This is a genomic window from Rhodococcus ruber NBRC 15591 (assembly GCF_001894945.1).
In the GTDB taxonomy this organism is placed as follows: domain Bacteria; phylum Actinomycetota; class Actinomycetes; order Mycobacteriales; family Mycobacteriaceae; genus Rhodococcus; species Rhodococcus ruber.
The window spans coordinates 1-15,835 of record NZ_BCXE01000009.1 but is presented as its reverse complement, the minus strand read 5'-3'; the positions used below and the strand labels follow the sequence as shown (position 1 = coordinate 15,835).

Sequence of the window (15,835 nt, the reverse complement as noted above, 5' to 3'; positions counted from 1 at the left end):
GGCGGTGCAGGATCCCGTCATGCGGACGGCAGGGCGGTCAGGCCCCACCGACCCGTCCACGTCTGCCCGGGTTGCAGCACGACGAGATCGATGCCGAGGTTGAAGGCGTCCGGCGGGCACGTCATCGGTTCGAGCGCCAGCGCCCGCCCCCGTCCCGGATACTCGAGTTCGGGGACGGCGCCGGCGGTGAACACCTGCAGCCAGCCGAACTCGCGCCCGGCCCACAACCGCACCCCCCGCCCGTCCGGGCCCCGCAGGTCGTGCCGGGACCGGCCATCCACGTCCACGTCCAGCGCGCTGTACGGAAGGTCGAGCTCGACTCCGCGCAGCGGCCGCGGCGAGGTGAAGTCGAACTCGGTGCCCTCGACCGGCTGCGAGTACGCGTTCGGCAGTCCGCGCCCGGGATCGAGCGGCAGCCGGGTGCCGGCGGCCAGGCGGAGCGTGCACTCGTCGAGCGGCGCGGCGCCTGCCCGGACGTACGGATGCACGCCGAGCCCGAACGGCGAGTGGTAGCCGCCGATGTTGGTGGCGGTGTGCGTGACGGTGAGGCCGTCGTCGCCCACCTCGTGGGTCACGGTGAGCCGCAGCTGGTACGGCCACCCCTTGTGCAGTCCCACGTCCAGCTTCTGCTCGACGCGGAAGTCGTTGTGGGAAACCAGGACCCAGTCTCGATGCCAGGCGAATCCGTGCACCGCGTTGCCGCGTTCGGGTTCGGTGAGCGCGAGCTGATGCTCGATGCCGTCGAAGTAGAAGTGCCCGTCCCGGATGCGGTTCGGCCACGGGGCGAGCACCGTGCCGGAGCGCAGCGGGGGCCGCTCGTTCGCCGGCCAGCTCTCCGTCAGCGGGTACGGCCCGTCCGGCGATTCGTGCTCGAGTGCCCGCAGCGCCGCCCCCGAGCTGGATACCTCCGCGCGGTACCCGCCCCTTCGGATCCGGTAGTTCGTCGGATCGGACATGGGCCCAGTCTCCCGCGGACGGGCGCGGCAGGTCGGGGATTCGCCGATCACGGCGGCGACCTCGCCGATCGCGGTGGTGTCACCGAGCCGGATCGGGCCGCCGGTGCGCCTCCGCGCCTACGATGACCGGATGCGACTGCGCCTCGGCCGCCCGGATCTCGCCGCCTACGCCGACCGGTTCGACGTCCCCGCCGCGACGGCGGCATCCCGCCCGGCCGTGACGTTCCTCGGGGTGTCCACCCTGCTCGTCGACGACGGCACCGACGCGCTGCTGACCGACGGCTTCTTCACCCGCCCGGGTCTCGGCGCCGTCGCGCTGGGTCGGCTCGCACCCGACCCGGCCCGGATCGACGCGTGCCTGACCCGGGCCGGCGCGACGCGGCTCGCGGCCGTCCTGCCCGTCCACAGCCACTTCGACCACGTGCTCGACTCCGCGGCCGTCGCCGAGCGGACGGGCGCGGTGCTCGTCGGCGGCGAATCGACGGCGAACGTCGGGCGCGGGCACGGCCTCCCGCCGGAGCGGATAGTCGTCGCCACGCCCGGCGAGCCGCTGCGGTTCGGCGGGTTCACCGTCACGCTCGTCGCGTCCGAGCACTGTCCGCCGGACCGGTACCCGGGCACGATCGACGCGCCCGTCGTCCCGCCCGCGCGGGCCGGGAGCTATCGGTGCGGCGAGGCGTGGTCGACGTTCGTCGCGCACGCCGACGGCCGGTCCCTGCTGATCCAGGGCAGCGCCGGTTTCCGGCCCGGGGCGCTGGCCGGCCGGCGCGCGGAGGTCGTCTATCTCGGCGTCGGCCAACTCGGGGTGCAGAGCGAGGAGTACATCCGCAGCTACTGGGCGGAGACCGTCGGCACGGTCGGAGCGCGACGGGTGGTGCTCGTGCACTGGGACGACTTCTTCCGCCCGCTCGACCGGCCGCTGCGCGCGCTGCCCTACGCCGGGGACGATCTCGACGTCACCATGCGGGTCCTCGGCCGGCTCGCCGAGCGCGACGGGGTGGAGCTGCATCTGCCGCAGGTGTGGCGGCGCGAGGATCCGTGGCGGTGACGGATTTCCGTACCCGAGACCATCCGGGCACCCCGAGGGAGCAGGCGGTCCGGCCCCGATCGGTGAGAGGTGGGGACGGGTTCCGCGAATGTGCCGGTGGTCATCCGCCCGCAGTGTGAGTGGCCGCGAAGACGATGAACACCACGAACAGCGCCGCGATACCCAGGACCGCGCCCGCCAGGGCCTCCCCGTGGTTCGTCGCCGACCCCTTGTCCACCCGGTCCAGGCCGACCCAGCCGCACACCACCGCAGCCAGTCCCGCGGGGATCGTGACCAGATCACCGAGGAAGGGGACGAAGGCGCACCCTGCGGCGACGATGCCCGCGACGAGGGCTGCGGTCCCCGCTCCGTTGCGGTCCGGCGATCGGACGAAACGATTCGATGGCATACCGGCTCCCGCGTCAGGGTGTGCGATCACGTCCGTCCATCGTGCCCTGCCCGCGTGGATACCGCATGTGCCCCGTCGGTGGACGGGTCAGTGGATCGTGCGGTCCACCCGGTACCGCACGAAGGCGGGGAAGGCGAGCACACACACCAGCACACCGGCCACGACGAGGACCCCGCCGCCCGCCGCGGCGACCGCGGTGCCCACCAGCGCCGCCGCCCCGCCGTGCAGGACGTCGCCGATGCGGGGTCCGCCGGCGACGACGACGATGAACACGCCCTGCAGCCGGCCCCGCATCTCGTCGGTGGCGACGGACTGCAGCATCGTCGAGCGGAACGCCGCGGAGACCATGTCGACCGCGCCGCCGAACGCGAGGAACGCCAGGGCGATCCACAGCCACACCGCGGTGCCGCCCGGTTCGGCGAGGCCCACCGCGACGCCGAAGCCGACCATCGCCAGACCCCAGGCGACGATGCACACGATCACCGCGAGCCCCTGCCGGCGCACCCGTGGCAACCAGCCGGAGAACACCCCGCCGAGCACCGCACCGGCCGACATCGCGGCGAACAGCAGCCCGAGCGCGAACCCGCCCTCGGCGGGGTCACCGAACGAGTCGTGCGCGATCTGCGGGAACAGGGCCCGCGGCATGCCGAACACCATCGCGACGATGTCGACGACGAACGAGGCGAGCAGGATCTTCTGGGTGGAGAGGTAACGGAACCCGTCGAGCACCTCGCGCAGGCCGGCACGCCGGGCCTGCCCGGTCGGCGGGATCGGCGGCAGCGCGAGCACCGCCCACAGGGTCGCGAGCAGTGCGACGGTGTCGATCAGGTACAGGGTGGGCAGACCGAGCACGGGGATCAGGGCGCCCGCGAGCAGCGGCCCGGCGATCGCCCCGAATTGCATCACCGTCATGTTCAGCGAATTGGCGGCGGCCAGTTGGCCGTTCGGGATGAGCCGCGGGATCACCGCGCCGCGGGTGGGCTGATTGACCGCGAAGCAGGCCTGCTGCAGCGACAACAGCACCAGCACCAGCCACACGTTCGCCAGGCCCGCGGCGGCCTGCGCCCACAGCAGCAGCGACGTCACGCCCATGCCGAGCGTGGTGAATGTGAGCAGCCGGCGCCGGTCCATCACGTCGGCCAACGCACCGCCCCACAGCCCGAACACCACGAGCGGGACGAGGGCGAACACACCGGTCAGACCCACGTACGCCGAGCTGCGGGTGATCTCGTAGATCTGTTGCGGCACCGCGACGACGCTGAGCTGGGCGCCGACGACCGTGACGATGCCGGCGGTCCACAACCGACGGTAGTCGCGGTTCTCGAGCGGCGTGGTGTCGGCGAGCAGCCGCCTCACGGCTGCAGACGCTCGGTGAGCCACCGCCCGTCGACCAGCCGGGTCCGCACCCGGTTGTGCAGACGGTTGGGCCGGCCCTGCCAGAACTCGACCGACTCGGGGCGGATCCGCAGTCCACCCCAGTGCGGCGGCACCGGGATCTCGGCGTCCATGCCGTAGCGCTCGGCGACCTCGACGAGCGCATGCTCGAGCGCCGCCCGGGACTCGATCGGCCGGGACTGCTGCGAGGCCCACGCGCCGAGGCGGGAGCCGCGAGGCCGGGAGTGCCAGTACTCGGCGGTCTCCTGCGCGCCGACCCGCTCGACGGGCCCGCGGACGGTGACCTGGCGGAAGATCGGGACCCAGGTGAACGTGGCCGACGCATAGGGCGTCGCGGCGAGTTGCCGGCCCTTGTCGGAGTCGTAGTTGGTGAAGAAGGCGACCCCGTCCGCGTCGACTCCCTTGCACAGCACGGTGCGGGTCACGGGCCGACCGTGCTCGTCGACGGTGCCGAGGACCATCGCATTCGGTTCGGGCAGTCCTGCCGCGGCGGCGTCGAGGAGCCAGCGGCGCAGCACCGGCAGCCAGCCGTCGGTGAGCCACTCGGGTTCGAGATCCTCGTCGACGGCGGACGCGCCCTGAGGGCCGGCAGGGGTGTAGTCGACACGCATCGACGCCAGATCGGCGTGCTCGTCCGCACTCGGAGGCAGCCCCTCGGCGTTCTCGGCGCCGGGCCGTGGATCGGTGGACACGATGCTGGACACTACTCCCGGGTATCCGGGCGCCGATCCTCCCGCCCGGGGGACTACAGTCGCACCGACGAACGGAGTGGGGCGCCGATCACATCCGCCGAGTCCCGCTTCACCGGCAGTGCTGCCCGGACCGGGTTGCACCGAACGAGGAGAGCCCAACCGTCATGGCATCGCGCGCGTCTGTACCCGAGGATTTCGTCGCCGGCCTCGAAGGCGTGGTCGCCTTCACCAGTGATATCGCCGAACCCGACAAGGACGGCGGTTCGCTGCGCTACCGCGGCGTCGACATCGAGGATCTCGTCACGCGCGGGGTCACGTTCGGGGACGTGTGGGCCCTGCTGGTCGACGGCAGGTTCGGCCAGGGCCTGCCCCCGGCCGAGCCGTTCCCGCTGCCGATCCACACCGGCGACGTCCGTGTCGACGTCCAGGCCGGCCTGGCGATGCTCGCCCCCATCTGGGGCTTCGAGCCGCTGCTCGACATCGACGACGCCACCGCGCGGGAGAACCTCGCCCGCGCCGCCGTGATGGCCCTGTCGTACGTCGCGCAGTCCGCGCGCGGCATCTATCAGCCCGCCGTGCCGCAGAAGCGCATCGACGAGGCCGCGACCGTCACCGAGCGGTTCATGGTGCGGTGGAAGGGCGAACCCGACCCGGCCCACGTCGCCGCGATCGACGCGTACTGGGTCTCGGCCGCCGAGCACGGCATGAACGCCTCCACCTTCACCGCCCGCGTCATCGCCTCCACCGGCGCCGACGTCGCCGCCGCGCTGTCCGGTGCGGTCGGCGCGATGTCCGGCCCGCTGCACGGTGGGGCCCCGGCACGCGTGCTGCCGATGATCGAGGAGACCGAACGCAGCGGCGACGCCCGCGCGCTGGTCAAGGGCATCCTCGACCGCAAGGAGAAGCTGATGGGCTTCGGGCACCGCGTCTACCGCGCCGAGGACCCCCGCGCCCGGGTGCTGCGCGACACCGCGAAGCGACTGAACGCGCCGCGCTACGAGGTCGCCGCCGCCCTCGAGCAGGCCGCCCTCGCCGAGCTGCGCGAGCGTCGCCCCGACCGGGCCATCGAGACCAACGTCGAGTTCTGGGCCGCGGTGATCCTCGACTTCGCCGAGGTCCCGGCCGCGATGATGCCGGCGATGTTCACCTGCGGCCGCACCGCCGGCTGGTGCGCGCACATCCTCGAGCAGAAGCGCCTGGGCAAGCTGGTGCGCCCCGCCGCGATCTACACCGGCCCGGACGCCCGCAGCCCGGAGAGCGTCGAGGGCTGGGATTCGATCACCCACAACTGATCCACCGAGCCGGACGGACGGGTCCCCGCACCGGGTGCCCGTCCGTCCGGCCGACCGGCGGGGGCCGTCTAGACTACCGGTGCACTCGTTCCTCGACGTTTAGGACACGCATACCGATGGCTGACGCTACACCGATCATTCCCGCCGATCTCAAGCCCGCCGACGGCCGCTTCGGCTGCGGTCCCTCCAAGGTTCGCCCCGAGCAGCTGCAGTCCCTGGTCGAGGTCGGTGCCTCGGTGTTCGGTACCAGCCACCGGCAGAAGCCCGTCAAGGACGTCGTCGCCCGCATCCGCTCGGGACTGCGCGAGCTGTTCGCCCTGCCCGACGGCTACGAGGTGGTGCTCGGCAACGGCGGCACCACCGCGTTCTGGGACGCCGCGGCGTTCGGCCTGATCCGGGAGAAGTCGCAGCACTTCACCTACGGCGAGTTCTCGTCGAAGTTCGCCACGGTCGCCAAGAAGAACCCGCTGATCGGTGACCCGATCGTGGTGGACAGCGCGCCGGGAACCGCACCGGAGATAGTCGCCGACGGATCGGCCGACCTCATCGGCTGGGCCCACAACGAGACCTCGACCGGTGTCGCGGTGCCGGTCACCCGCCCGGCCGGCTCCGAGAACGCCTTGATCGCCATCGACGCGACGTCCGGCGCCGGCGGCCTGCCCGTCGCCGCGGAGGACTTCGACGTCTACTACTTCGCGCCGCAGAAGTGCTTCGCCGCCGACGGTGGCCTGTGGATCGCCCTGATGAGCCCGGCCGCGCTGGCGCGGGTGGACGAGATCAAGGCCTCGGGCCGCTTCACTCCCGAGTTCCTGTCGCTGCCGATCGCCGTCGACAACAGCACGAAGGATCAGACGTACAACACCCCCGCGGTGGGCACGCTGCTGCTGCTGGCCGACCAGATCGAGTGGATGAACGGCAACGGCGGCCTGGCCTGGACGACGGCCCGGACCGCGGACTCGTCGTCGCGGCTGTACGCGTGGGCCGAGGCCTCCGAGTACGCCACCCCGTTCGTCGCCGATCCGGCGCTGCGCTCCCAGGTGGTCGGCACCGTCGACTTCGCCGACTCGGTCGATGCCGCACAGGTTGCGAAGATCCTGCGCGCCAACGGGATCGTCGACACCGAGCCCTACCGCAAGCTGGGCCGCAACCAGCTGCGCGTCGGCATGTTCCCGGCAATCGACCCCGACGACATCACCGCGCTGACCAAGTGCATCGACTGGGTGGTCGACCGGATGTAGATCGGTCGCGCGACCGTGAGGGCGGGGTCGGATCCGGGTCGGGTCCGGCCCCGTTCGCCGTCCCGGAGCCGTCTCGAACTCTCGACAACGAGTCGAGACTTTCGGGGAAACCTTGGACAATAGCGCCACGTCGGCGGATTCACGCCACCGGGCCCCCGGCGTGTCGGCGTGTCCTGCTCCGCAGGCATCACGAGTCCGTTACAGTCGGGCGGGTCAATCGCGATTCCCCGCGAGGAGGTCATGGTGCGAGAGCTTCGAGTGGTCGGCCTCGAGCCCGACGGAACGCACGTCGTGCTCGCCGATCCCGAAAACGGCGACAGATTCCGCATCCCGATCGACGACACGCTCCGCGCCGCCTCCCGTGGTGACCTCGCCCGCCTCGGGCAGATCCAGATCGAGACCGCCAGTCAGCTGCGACCCCGCGAGATCCAGGCCCGCATCCGCTCCGGCGCATCCGTCGAGCAGGTCGCCGAGGAGGCCGGGATCCCGCTCGCGAAGGTGGAGCGGTTCGCCTACCCGGTGCTGCTCGAGCGCTCCCGCGCGGCGGAGATGGCTCAGCAGGGTCATCCGGTGCGTCCGGACGGCCCGGCCGTGCACACCCTCGCCGAGATCGTCGCCCAGGCCTTCCGGGCACGCGGGCACAGCATCGACGCCGCCACCTGGGACGCGTGGCGCGACGACGAGGGTCACTGGGTGGCCCAATTGCAGTGGGACGCCGGCCGGTCCACCAACGCCGCGCACTGGCGCTACCAGCCCGACGCCCACGGCGGGACGATCCTCCCGCTCGACGACACCGCCACCGAGCTGATCGATCCGGACTGCGGGCGGCCGCTGCGCTGCCTCACACCGGTGTACACGGCGCGCGATGTCGACGACACCGGCGACAACGACGGGTCCGAGCGGGAGGACGTCGTCGCCGAGACGATCACCCTCGAACCGCCGCCCGCGGTCATCGACGCCGAGGTCGAGGAGGTCCGTCCCGCGGCGGCGCGTCTGCCCGAGCCCGACGTGGAGGAGGACCGGCCGAAGCTGGCGCCGCAGCAGAATCCGGGTAAGGACAAGCGCGGCAAGCCCGCCCTCCCCTCGTGGGACGACGTGCTGCTCGGCGTGCGCAGCAACGGGCGCGGCTGAGGACCGGACCCACCGATGGCGGCCGCGACGGTGTCGACCATCTGGTACGTCGACGCCCCCGACCCCGGCGAGGTGCTGCGCGATGCGCGGGCCGACTGCACGACCGCCCACGCTCTCGTCGGACGGCTGCATCCGGGACTGTCGTCCGAGCCGCTGGGCCGGGTGCCGCTCGCGCAGGCCGCAGCCGGGGCGGCCGGCCGGGTCTACGTGGGCAGCTTCCCCGGGGTGACGGTGGTGTGCAGCCCGGACCTTGCGGCGACGCGTCCGTCGCAGCTGCCCGAACGCTGGAGGCACACCGTCGCGTCCGAGAACACCTATCTCGTCGTGTCGGATCCCACCGGGGCGCGCGGCGCCGTCGGTGCCTGGCGGCGCGGCACGCCGCGACGAGCGTTCGACGCCACGCCCGTCGCCATCACCGAGGACGACGGGCTGCCGTTCGTGTGGGAGCGGCCGTTCTGGGGCGGGGAGTTCCCGATCCGCTGGCCGCTGGACGTACTGCCCCACCCCGAGGCGTTGCCGTTCCACCCCCGCCGGTTCGCCGAGGCCGCCAACACCGCGTGGCTCGGGTTCCGTTACACGGCCCGCGCCGCCGGCGAGCTCGACCCCCACGAGATCGAGGTGTGGGACTTCGCGTTGTACCGCGACGGCGAGCGGCCACCCGCCGACCGGGACGCACCGGGCGCCCGGCCCGCGCGACGGCGGTGGTGGCCGCGGCGGATATCCGCGCCCGGCCGCGCACTGCCCGGCCGTACGCGCGCGGAATAACCGGTGCGCCTGGCAGATTCGTTCGCGGCCGTGGATCCGCTCAGAACGCCGCCGCGGCGAGCAGGACGATCCAGCCGACCGGGACACCGGCGGCGACGCCGGCGGCGATCCACCGCCACAGCGGCACCCGACGCCACCACCACAGGGTGGGGGCGATCCCGGCCGCGGCGACGAGGTTGACGATCACCACGAGCAGGGGGTGCACGCGCCCGAGTTCGAGCCCGAACGCCACGATCGTCACCACCGTGACGGCGAGGGCGAAACCCGTCAGCGTCAGTCCCGTCGACCACGGTGTCGACGGGGCGCGCGGGGGCGCGATCACCGCGGGATCCGTACCCGCTCGTAGAACGCCATCGCCGCGGCCGTGGCGACGTTGAGCGAGTCGGTGCCCGGGGCCATCGGAATGCGGGCCCGCACGTCCGTCGCGCGCATCGCGTGCTCGGTCAGCCCCGGACCCTCGGCACCGAGGAGCAGCGCGACCTTCTCCCCCGTCATCGCCTCGGCCAGCGGCACGGCCTCGGGATTCGGAGTGAGCGAGATGAGCTGGAAGCCGCGCGCCCGCAGCAGGTCCAGATCGTCCGGCCACGTTTCGACGTGCGCGAACGGCACTCGCAGGACATGACCCATCGAGACCCGCACCGACCGCCGGTACAGCGGGTCGGCGCAGCCCTTGCCGAACACGACGGCGTCGACACCGAGGCCGGCGGCGTTGCGGAACATCGAGCCGAGGTTCTCGTGGTCGTTGACACCCTCGAGCACCGCCACCGTGGTGGCCTTCTCGAGGACGTCGTCGAGGGCGAGCGCCGGCGGCCGGTGCGCCACGGCGAGCACCCCGCGGTTGAGGTGGAAGCCGACGACCTCGGCCATGACCTCGGCCGAGGTGCGGTAGAACGGCACGTCGACGTCGCGCAGGTCGTCGGCGAGTTCACCGAGACGACGATCCACCCCGAGCAGGCTGCCGGGTGTGAATCGCGAATCGAGCATCCGCTGGACGACGAGCACGCCCTCCGCGATCACCAACCCCTTGCCGGCCGGCAGGTCGGGCCGGCGATCCGCCGAGTTGAGGTCTCGGAAGTCGTTCAGCCGGGGGTCGGCGGGATCCTCGATGTCGACGATGTGCACCACGCCGTCGATTCTCCCAGGCCACGTCCCGGGCTCGTCGGCGGGTTCGCCGGGCACATCCCGGCCACGAGGACCGGGATCGGCTCACTCCGCTTCGCTGACCAGCTTGTTGATGATCTCCACCGCGTCCCCGAGCGTGGCGAGGCTGGCCTCGTCCAAGGTGGCGAGGCGTTCGGTCAGCCACGCCTCCCGGGCCTGCTGCTCGTCGATCAGCAGTGCCCGGCCCGCGTCCGAGAGCGAGACGATGACCTGCCGGCCGTCCGTGGGATGCGGGGTCCGTTCGACGAGCCCGATCTCGTCGAGCGAGGCGATCACCCGCGTCATGGACGGCGGCTGGACCTTCTCGCGTGCGGCCAGCGCACCGGGGGTCATCGCTCCCTCCTGCCTCAGCGTGGTCATGGCCGACAGCTGAGTCAGGGACACCCGGGAATCGGAGCGCCGCCCCCGCAAATGGCGCGTCAGGCGCACGACTGCCAACGAGAGGTCGCCGGCGAGCGTGCGATGTTCCGATGTCATGGCGTGCGCAATACGGGACCGACCGGACACATCGCGCCGCATGTCAGGTGAGCAGTTCGGTGATCGGGTCCACCGCGAAGTAGGCGACGAACAAGCCTGCCACCACCCACAGCAGCGGATGCACCGTCCGCGCCTTTCCGGCCGCGGCGTGCAGGACGACCCACGTGATGAAGCCGACGCCGATGCCGTTGGCGATCGAGTAGGTGAACGGCATGACGACGATCGTGAGGAACGCGGGCAGTGCGATGGCGAACTGGGTGAAGTCGATGTCGCGGACCTGCCCGATCATGAGGGCGCCGACCACCACGAGAGCCGGGGCGGCGGCCTCGACCGGCACCATCTCGTAGAGCGGGGTGAGGAACATCGCGGCGAGGAACAGCACGCCGGTCACCACGTTCGCGAGACCGGTGCGCGCACCCTCGGCGATGCCGGAGGCGGACTCGACGAACACCGTGTTCGACGACGCGGATCCCACACCACCGGCGACGGCACCGGTGCCCTCGACGACGAGGGCACGGCCGATGCCGGGCAGGTTGCCGTTCTTGTCGGTGAGCCCGGCTTCCTTGCCGAGGCCGGTCATCGTGCCCATCGCGTCGAAGAAGTTGGCCAGGACGAGTGTGAACACGAGCAGTGTCGCGGCGATCACGCCGATCCGGGTGAACGCGCCGAAGAGGTCGACGTTGCCCACCAGGCTCAGATCCGGCACGCCGGCCACCTTGTCGGGCACCTCCGGGGTGCTCAGGTTCCAGCCCTTCGGGTCGGTGCCCTGCGACGGCCCGACGCCGGCGACCGCCTCGACGATCGCGGCCACCACCGTGGTCGCGACGATGCCGATGAGCAGACCGCCGGGCACCCGGCGCACGACGAGCACCCCCATCAGCAGCACGCCGAACACGAACACCGCGGTCGGCCACGACGCGATCGAACCGTCGATGCCCAGCCCGACGGGGACGGTGGTGCCGGCCGCGTCCGGCAGGCGGCGCACGAATCCGGCGTCGACCATGCCGATCAGGGCGATGAACGCACCGATACCGGCCGCAATGGCCGCCTTCAGCTCGGGCGGGATCGCGTTGAACACGGCGGTGCGGAAACCGGTGACGGCGAGGATCACGATGATGATGCCGTCGATCACCACGAGGCCCATCGCCTCGGGCCAGGTGACCTGGGGCGCGATGGTGACCGCCAGCAGGGTGTTGATGCCCAGGCCGGCCGCGATGGCGAACGGATAGTTGGCGACGATGCCGAAGACGATGCTCATCAGTCCGGCCACCAGCGCGGTGACGGCCGCGACCTGGTTGACCGGCAGGATGTTGCCGAGCACGTCGACCTTGGCCGTGGCGTCGTCCGGGGAGAAGCTGCCCAGGATCAGCGGATTGAGCACCACGATGTAGGCCATCGCGACGAACGTGACGACACCACCGCGCACCTCCCGCGAGACCGTCGATCCCCGTTCGGTGATCTTGAAGTAGGTGTCGAGGAAGGAGGTGCCGACCGCCGTGCCGGACTTCCGCTCTGAGGATTGGGCCATATCGACTTCCGCTCTGGGGTGGGGGCTGCGTCGCAACGGGAGATTATTGCAACCGGGCTGGACTAGCCTGAAATCGTGAACGACGCACGCACGATCGCCGAGCGGACCCGGCGCCTCGCCGATCCCCGCGCCGCACTGGCGATCGGCACGGCGCTGTGGACGGTGGCGACGATCGTCGTGCTCGTCGCGGACGAGCGGTGGTCGGCCGCACTGCCCGTGTGTGTAGCCGGAATCATCGTGGGACTCTTGGGATTCACCCTGTTCCTCGTGCAGCGCCGGGCCGCACGGCTGGGCCGGCGCGGCGCTCAGGTCGGACTGGACTGACGAGAGGGCGCGTGCCGCCCGGCGTCACGGCCGTGGTGACAGCCGGGACTGCACCCGCGTGATCAACCCCACCCACAGCAACGCCCACAACGACCCCAGCACCCACCCGGCGACGACGTCGGTCAGCCAGTGCGCCGCGAGGTAGACCCGCGAGAGCCCGACCGCGAGCGTGTAGGCGCCGAGAGCGCAGTACGCCACGAGGGCCCCGTGGCTGCCGGGCGGCGACCGCCGGGCGATCACGACGGCGAGCACCGTCGCCAGCATCGCGGTCATCATGGCGTGACCGGACGGGAACGAGTGGGTGGTCAGTTCGACGAGGCGTTCGGGCTGCGGGGGGCGTTCCCGGCCGAACTGCAGCTTGAGCAGGCTCATCAGCGGCCAGCCCGTGAGGATCGTCGCGGACAGCAGCAGCGCATCGTCGCGGCGGCCCGCGCGCAGCATCAGCACCGTCAGCACCGCCGTGACGACGGCGATCGCGGTCATGCCTCCCGAGTGGGTGACGACGGTGACCAGGGCGGTCAACGCGGGTTCGCGCAGGTCCACCACCCCCTCGAGGGTCGTCGTGTCGATACTCATCGCGGCTCCGCCGGCGCGAGCGCCGCGACGGCGGCGGCCAGTCCCGATGCGGTGCAGTGCGTCGTGCCGCTGCCGTCCACCCACCACGCGACCTCGTGCTCGCCGGTGACCGCGCCCGAGCAGCGCACGGTCAGCCGCTCGTGCACGACGAGCGGTCCGCGCGGCACCGTCCGCCCCGCGACGGCCGCGGCGAGCACCGCGGCCGGCTCGTTCCGCCATTCGGTCGCGCGCCCCGGGCCGGTGACATGGCCGGACACCTCGGCCGAGGCGAGGGGCACGTCGAGGAGGTCGGCGAGGACCGGCGCGGCCGGCAGGGTGCCGAGCACGAGCCGGTCGGCGGGGATCACGGCGGCGAGCCAGGGCCGGTCCAGGACCAGTGCGTGCGCGGCATCGACGGTCGTCCCGGCGAGGCTGCGGACGGCGTCGGGCAGGTGCAGGTCGTCGAGGTCGAGTACGCCGGCGGCGCTCGCCGCGGCCAGGGCGGCGTGGGTGTGGACGGTGACGACCGGGACGGGGATGCGGTCGGGATCGGCCAGGAGGTCGAGGAGCAGCGCGGCCGCCTCCGTGCTCTCGACGTCCGTCGCGGCCAGACACGCCCGCAGACGGTCCGCGTCCGGGTGCGGGCAGGGGTCGAGCAGCCCGGCGAACGCGTCGTCGTCGGGGGCGCGCAGGTGCCCGAGCGTCCGGCCGTCCAGCGTCGCGAAGGTGCGCAGCCACCAGGCGGTGTAGCCACGGCGATCGTCGAGGACCGCGGCGGTGCCGGGATCGGCGACGAGGAGCGACAGGGCCCGGTCCCAGCACGCGTCGTCGACCAGGTCGAGATCGCGCACGGCCACGAGCAGGTCGGGGTCCCCGTCGAGGGTTTCCCACCACTGTTCCTCGTCGGGCAGGTCGTGATCGGGACCGGTGGGCAGTTCGGCGCGCAGCACGGTGAAACCCCATCCGACACCGACCGCCCGCAGCGCGTCGGCGTCGTACCGTTCGACCACCTGCGGGTCGAGGGTGGCGAACGGCGCGTCCGGCACCAGCACCTCGGCGAGGGGTGCCCCCGGCAGCAGCAGTTCGTCGGCGGGCACGAGTTCACCGTCGACGTCGGGCAGCAGCAGCGCTCCGAGCTCCCGGGGCACCGCCGCGGCCGGTACCTGTGCGGCCAGCCGGAGTACGACGTCCGCCAGTTCGGTCGTCGCCTCGCAGTCCGCGGCGTCGACGTCCTCGACCGCCGCGAGCAGGGCCGGATCCGCGAGCAGATCCGCCGCCGTGACCGTGCCGGCGCCGAGCCGGGTGAGCAGCGGATGTGCGGCGTCGGGATGCACGAGACGCACCCACGGCAGCCGCAGATGCCCGACGTCCGTGCCCAGCACGGTGGTCCGCGGCCCGGTCACGGTGCGCCCGTCCGACAGCGGGACCGGGATCGCGGCGAGTTCCTCGGCGACCACGGCGTCGACGACCAACGGGGTGAGCGCCTCGTACAGCCGGTACCACCATGCGGGTTCACGCTCGACGCCGGCGAGCAGTTCGGCGATCCGCGCCGGCCCGAGCCGGTGCACGTCGACGGCGCCGAGCGCCGCCGCGTGCCGCGGCCCGCACAGATCGGGCCGGATCAGGCCGGGCACGACGTCGGCGAGGACACCGGCGAGCTCGTCGGTCAGACCGGTCAGTGCGGTGGCGCGGTCCGGGAGCAGATCGTCGCCGCCGTCGGCGGGGGGCAGCCACGGATGCGCGCGCAGCTCCTGCAGCACGGCCTCCCGCAGCAGCGCGTCGACCTCGCTGCGCGCGAAACCGGGAACCGGAACCATCGACGGCCGGTGCCGCGGGGGCAGGGCCGCGACGAAGTCGGCGTAACCGCGGACGAGCCCGGCCACCGGGGCGCCGGGGAGCAGGCGGCGCCGGTCGGGTTGCATCGGCACGTCGGCGATCACCAGCGCGGGCAGCGAGAGTTCCTCGTCCGAGCGGGTGGGGGCACGCAGCACGTCCTGGGACACCGGCACCGGCACCCCGTCGACGACCGGAACGAGCCAGCGGGCGTGCGGGCCCGTGTACTCCCACCAGGTCCGCTCGCCGACGGCGACGACACGCAGCCCGGACTCGGTGTCGGTGCAGGTGCGGGTGAACGTGCGAGCGCCGACCGTGACGGTGGTCAGGGCGGGCAGTTCGAGGAGCAGGTCGACGGCCTCCGCGGCGAACCCGTCGAGCAGCGCGTCGGCGTCGATGCCGGCACGCAGCCGCAGCACCACCTCGGTGTCCCAGCCCGGCGCGGGTGGTGCGGGAACCGGCCAGGCGAGACGCAGCACCGGGATGCCGGATTCCGGGACGGGCAGGTCGCGGTCGGCGAGGGCGTCCCGGGTGCGTGCGGCGGAGAAGCGGATCGAGCCGGAACGCGAACGGATCTCGATGTCCGCGCTGACCGCCGCGACGGCGGTGAACCCGACCCCGAACCGGCCGACCCCGCCCGTCTTGCTCGACGCGCGCAGGGCCGTCAGCGCCTGCACGCCGGCCTCGTCGAGCACCGCGCCGGTGTTCGCGACGTGCAGGTCGTCGCCGTCGCGCCACAGGCACAGCACCCCCGGCACGCCCGCGCGCGCGGCCGCGTCGGCCGCGTTCTGCGCGAGTTCGGTCAGCACCCGGTCCCGGTAGCCGGCCCGGACGAGGTCGGCCTCGGTGGCGGCGTCCTCCCGCAGCCGGGTCGGGGACGATGCCCAGGCCAGCAGGGTGCCCTCGCGCAGCCCCGCTGTCCCGAAGGGGTCGGGGCGCGGCATCGTCAGTCGGTCTGTTCCGGCGGCTCGGCCCCGGCCGGCTCGGCGGCCACGGTCTCGGTGCTCTCCGCGGTCTCGGTGTTCGCTGCAGTCTCGGTGCTCTCCGCCGTC

At 72.5% G+C, this 15,835-nt stretch carries 16 protein-coding genes; 6 read left to right on the top strand and 10 right to left on the bottom strand.

From position 1 onward, the window contains the following. Positions 1-17: 17 nt before the first annotated feature. Positions 18-956 (bottom strand): aldose 1-epimerase family protein, encoded by a 939-nt coding sequence (locus RR3_RS06650; protein WP_017679374.1) that lies wholly within the window; start codon positions 954-956, stop codon positions 18-20. A gap of 130 nt (positions 957-1,086) precedes the next feature. Here RR3_RS06650 and RR3_RS06645 point away from each other — a divergent pair, with 130 nt between their 5' ends. Beyond that, on the top strand, positions 1,087-2,004 hold the full coding sequence (locus RR3_RS06645; protein WP_026137454.1) for an MBL fold metallo-hydrolase: 918 nt from the start codon (positions 1,087-1,089) through the stop codon (positions 2,002-2,004). 100 nt (positions 2,005-2,104) lie between these two features. Here RR3_RS06645 and RR3_RS06640 read toward each other — a convergent pair whose 3' ends face one another. The 3 genes from RR3_RS06640 to pdxH all read right to left on the bottom strand — a co-directional run bounded on the left by RR3_RS06640 (position 2,105) and on the right by pdxH (position 4,437). Next, positions 2,105-2,392 carry a hypothetical protein gene (locus RR3_RS06640; protein WP_017679372.1) on the bottom strand — a complete coding sequence of 96 codons (288 nt, stop codon included), beginning with the start codon at positions 2,390-2,392 and terminating at the stop codon, positions 2,105-2,107. Positions 2,393-2,479: 87 nt separating this feature from the next. Then, entirely contained in the window at positions 2,480-3,748 is a 1,269-nt protein-coding gene (locus tag RR3_RS06635; RefSeq protein ID WP_010593144.1) for an MFS transporter, read from the bottom strand. Beyond that, positions 3,745-4,437: a pyridoxamine 5'-phosphate oxidase gene (gene pdxH / locus RR3_RS06630; protein WP_026137453.1), complete on the bottom strand. Its 693-nt coding sequence runs from the start codon at positions 4,435-4,437 to the stop codon at positions 3,745-3,747. Before pdxH ends, RR3_RS06635 begins: the two co-directional genes overlap by 4 nt. A gap of 206 nt (positions 4,438-4,643) precedes the next feature. Here pdxH and RR3_RS06625 point away from each other — a divergent pair, with 206 nt between their 5' ends. The 4 genes from RR3_RS06625 to RR3_RS06610 all read left to right on the top strand — a co-directional run bounded on the left by RR3_RS06625 (position 4,644) and on the right by RR3_RS06610 (position 8,905). Beyond that, the gene (locus tag RR3_RS06625) at positions 4,644-5,771 is read left to right on the top strand and encodes a citrate synthase 2 (RefSeq protein WP_017679370.1); all 1,128 of its coding nucleotides are present in this window, start codon (positions 4,644-4,646) and stop codon (positions 5,769-5,771) included. 116 nt (positions 5,772-5,887) lie between these two features. After that, entirely contained in the window at positions 5,888-7,009 is a 1,122-nt protein-coding gene (gene serC / locus RR3_RS06620) for a phosphoserine transaminase (RefSeq protein WP_017679369.1), read from the top strand. Between the two features lie 243 nt (positions 7,010-7,252). Continuing rightward, positions 7,253-8,140: a septation protein SepH gene (gene sepH, locus RR3_RS06615; protein ID WP_174557554.1), complete on the top strand. Its 888-nt coding sequence runs from the start codon at positions 7,253-7,255 to the stop codon at positions 8,138-8,140. 15 nt (positions 8,141-8,155) lie between these two features. After that, entirely contained in the window at positions 8,156-8,905 is a 750-nt protein-coding gene (locus RR3_RS06610; RefSeq protein ID WP_017679367.1) for a DUF6928 family protein, read from the top strand. Positions 8,906-8,945: 40 nt separating this feature from the next. Here RR3_RS06610 and RR3_RS06605 read toward each other — a convergent pair whose 3' ends face one another. The 4 genes from RR3_RS06605 to RR3_RS06590 form a co-directional block, all read right to left on the bottom strand. Continuing rightward, positions 8,946-9,227, bottom strand: a complete 282-nt coding sequence (locus RR3_RS06605; protein WP_010593986.1) for a DUF2537 domain-containing protein — start codon at positions 9,225-9,227, stop codon at positions 8,946-8,948. Further along, a complete protein-coding gene (locus tag RR3_RS06600) occupies positions 9,224-10,030 on the bottom strand; it encodes a TrmH family RNA methyltransferase (RefSeq protein ID WP_010593985.1) in 807 nt (268 codons plus the stop codon). The genes RR3_RS06605 and RR3_RS06600 overlap by 4 nt, the downstream gene beginning before the upstream one ends. Before the next feature lie 81 nt (positions 10,031-10,111). After that, complete coding sequence (locus RR3_RS06595) at positions 10,112-10,543, bottom strand: Rv0880 family HTH-type transcriptional regulator (protein WP_010593984.1); 432 nt, start codon at positions 10,541-10,543, stop codon at positions 10,112-10,114. A 43-nt stretch (positions 10,544-10,586) separates the two neighbouring features. Further along, the gene (locus RR3_RS06590; protein WP_010593983.1) at positions 10,587-12,071 is read right to left on the bottom strand and encodes an NCS2 family permease; all 1,485 of its coding nucleotides are present in this window, start codon (positions 12,069-12,071) and stop codon (positions 10,587-10,589) included. 75 nt (positions 12,072-12,146) lie between these two features. Here RR3_RS06590 and RR3_RS06585 point away from each other — a divergent pair, with 75 nt between their 5' ends. Continuing rightward, entirely contained in the window at positions 12,147-12,395 is a 249-nt protein-coding gene (locus tag RR3_RS06585; protein ID WP_010593982.1) for a DUF2530 domain-containing protein, read from the top strand. A 24-nt stretch (positions 12,396-12,419) separates the two neighbouring features. On the opposite strand, the gene RR3_RS06580 is transcribed toward RR3_RS06585, so the two are convergent. Both RR3_RS06580 and RR3_RS06575 read right to left on the bottom strand, forming a co-directional pair. Further along, complete coding sequence (locus tag RR3_RS06580; RefSeq protein WP_010593981.1) at positions 12,420-13,055, bottom strand: phosphatase PAP2 family protein; 636 nt, start codon at positions 13,053-13,055, stop codon at positions 12,420-12,422. Next, entirely contained in the window at positions 12,968-15,727 is a 2,760-nt protein-coding gene (locus RR3_RS06575) for a sacsin N-terminal ATP-binding-like domain-containing protein (RefSeq protein ID WP_048772345.1), read from the bottom strand. Before RR3_RS06575 ends, RR3_RS06580 begins: the two co-directional genes overlap by 88 nt. Positions 15,728-15,835 lie beyond the last annotated feature (108 nt).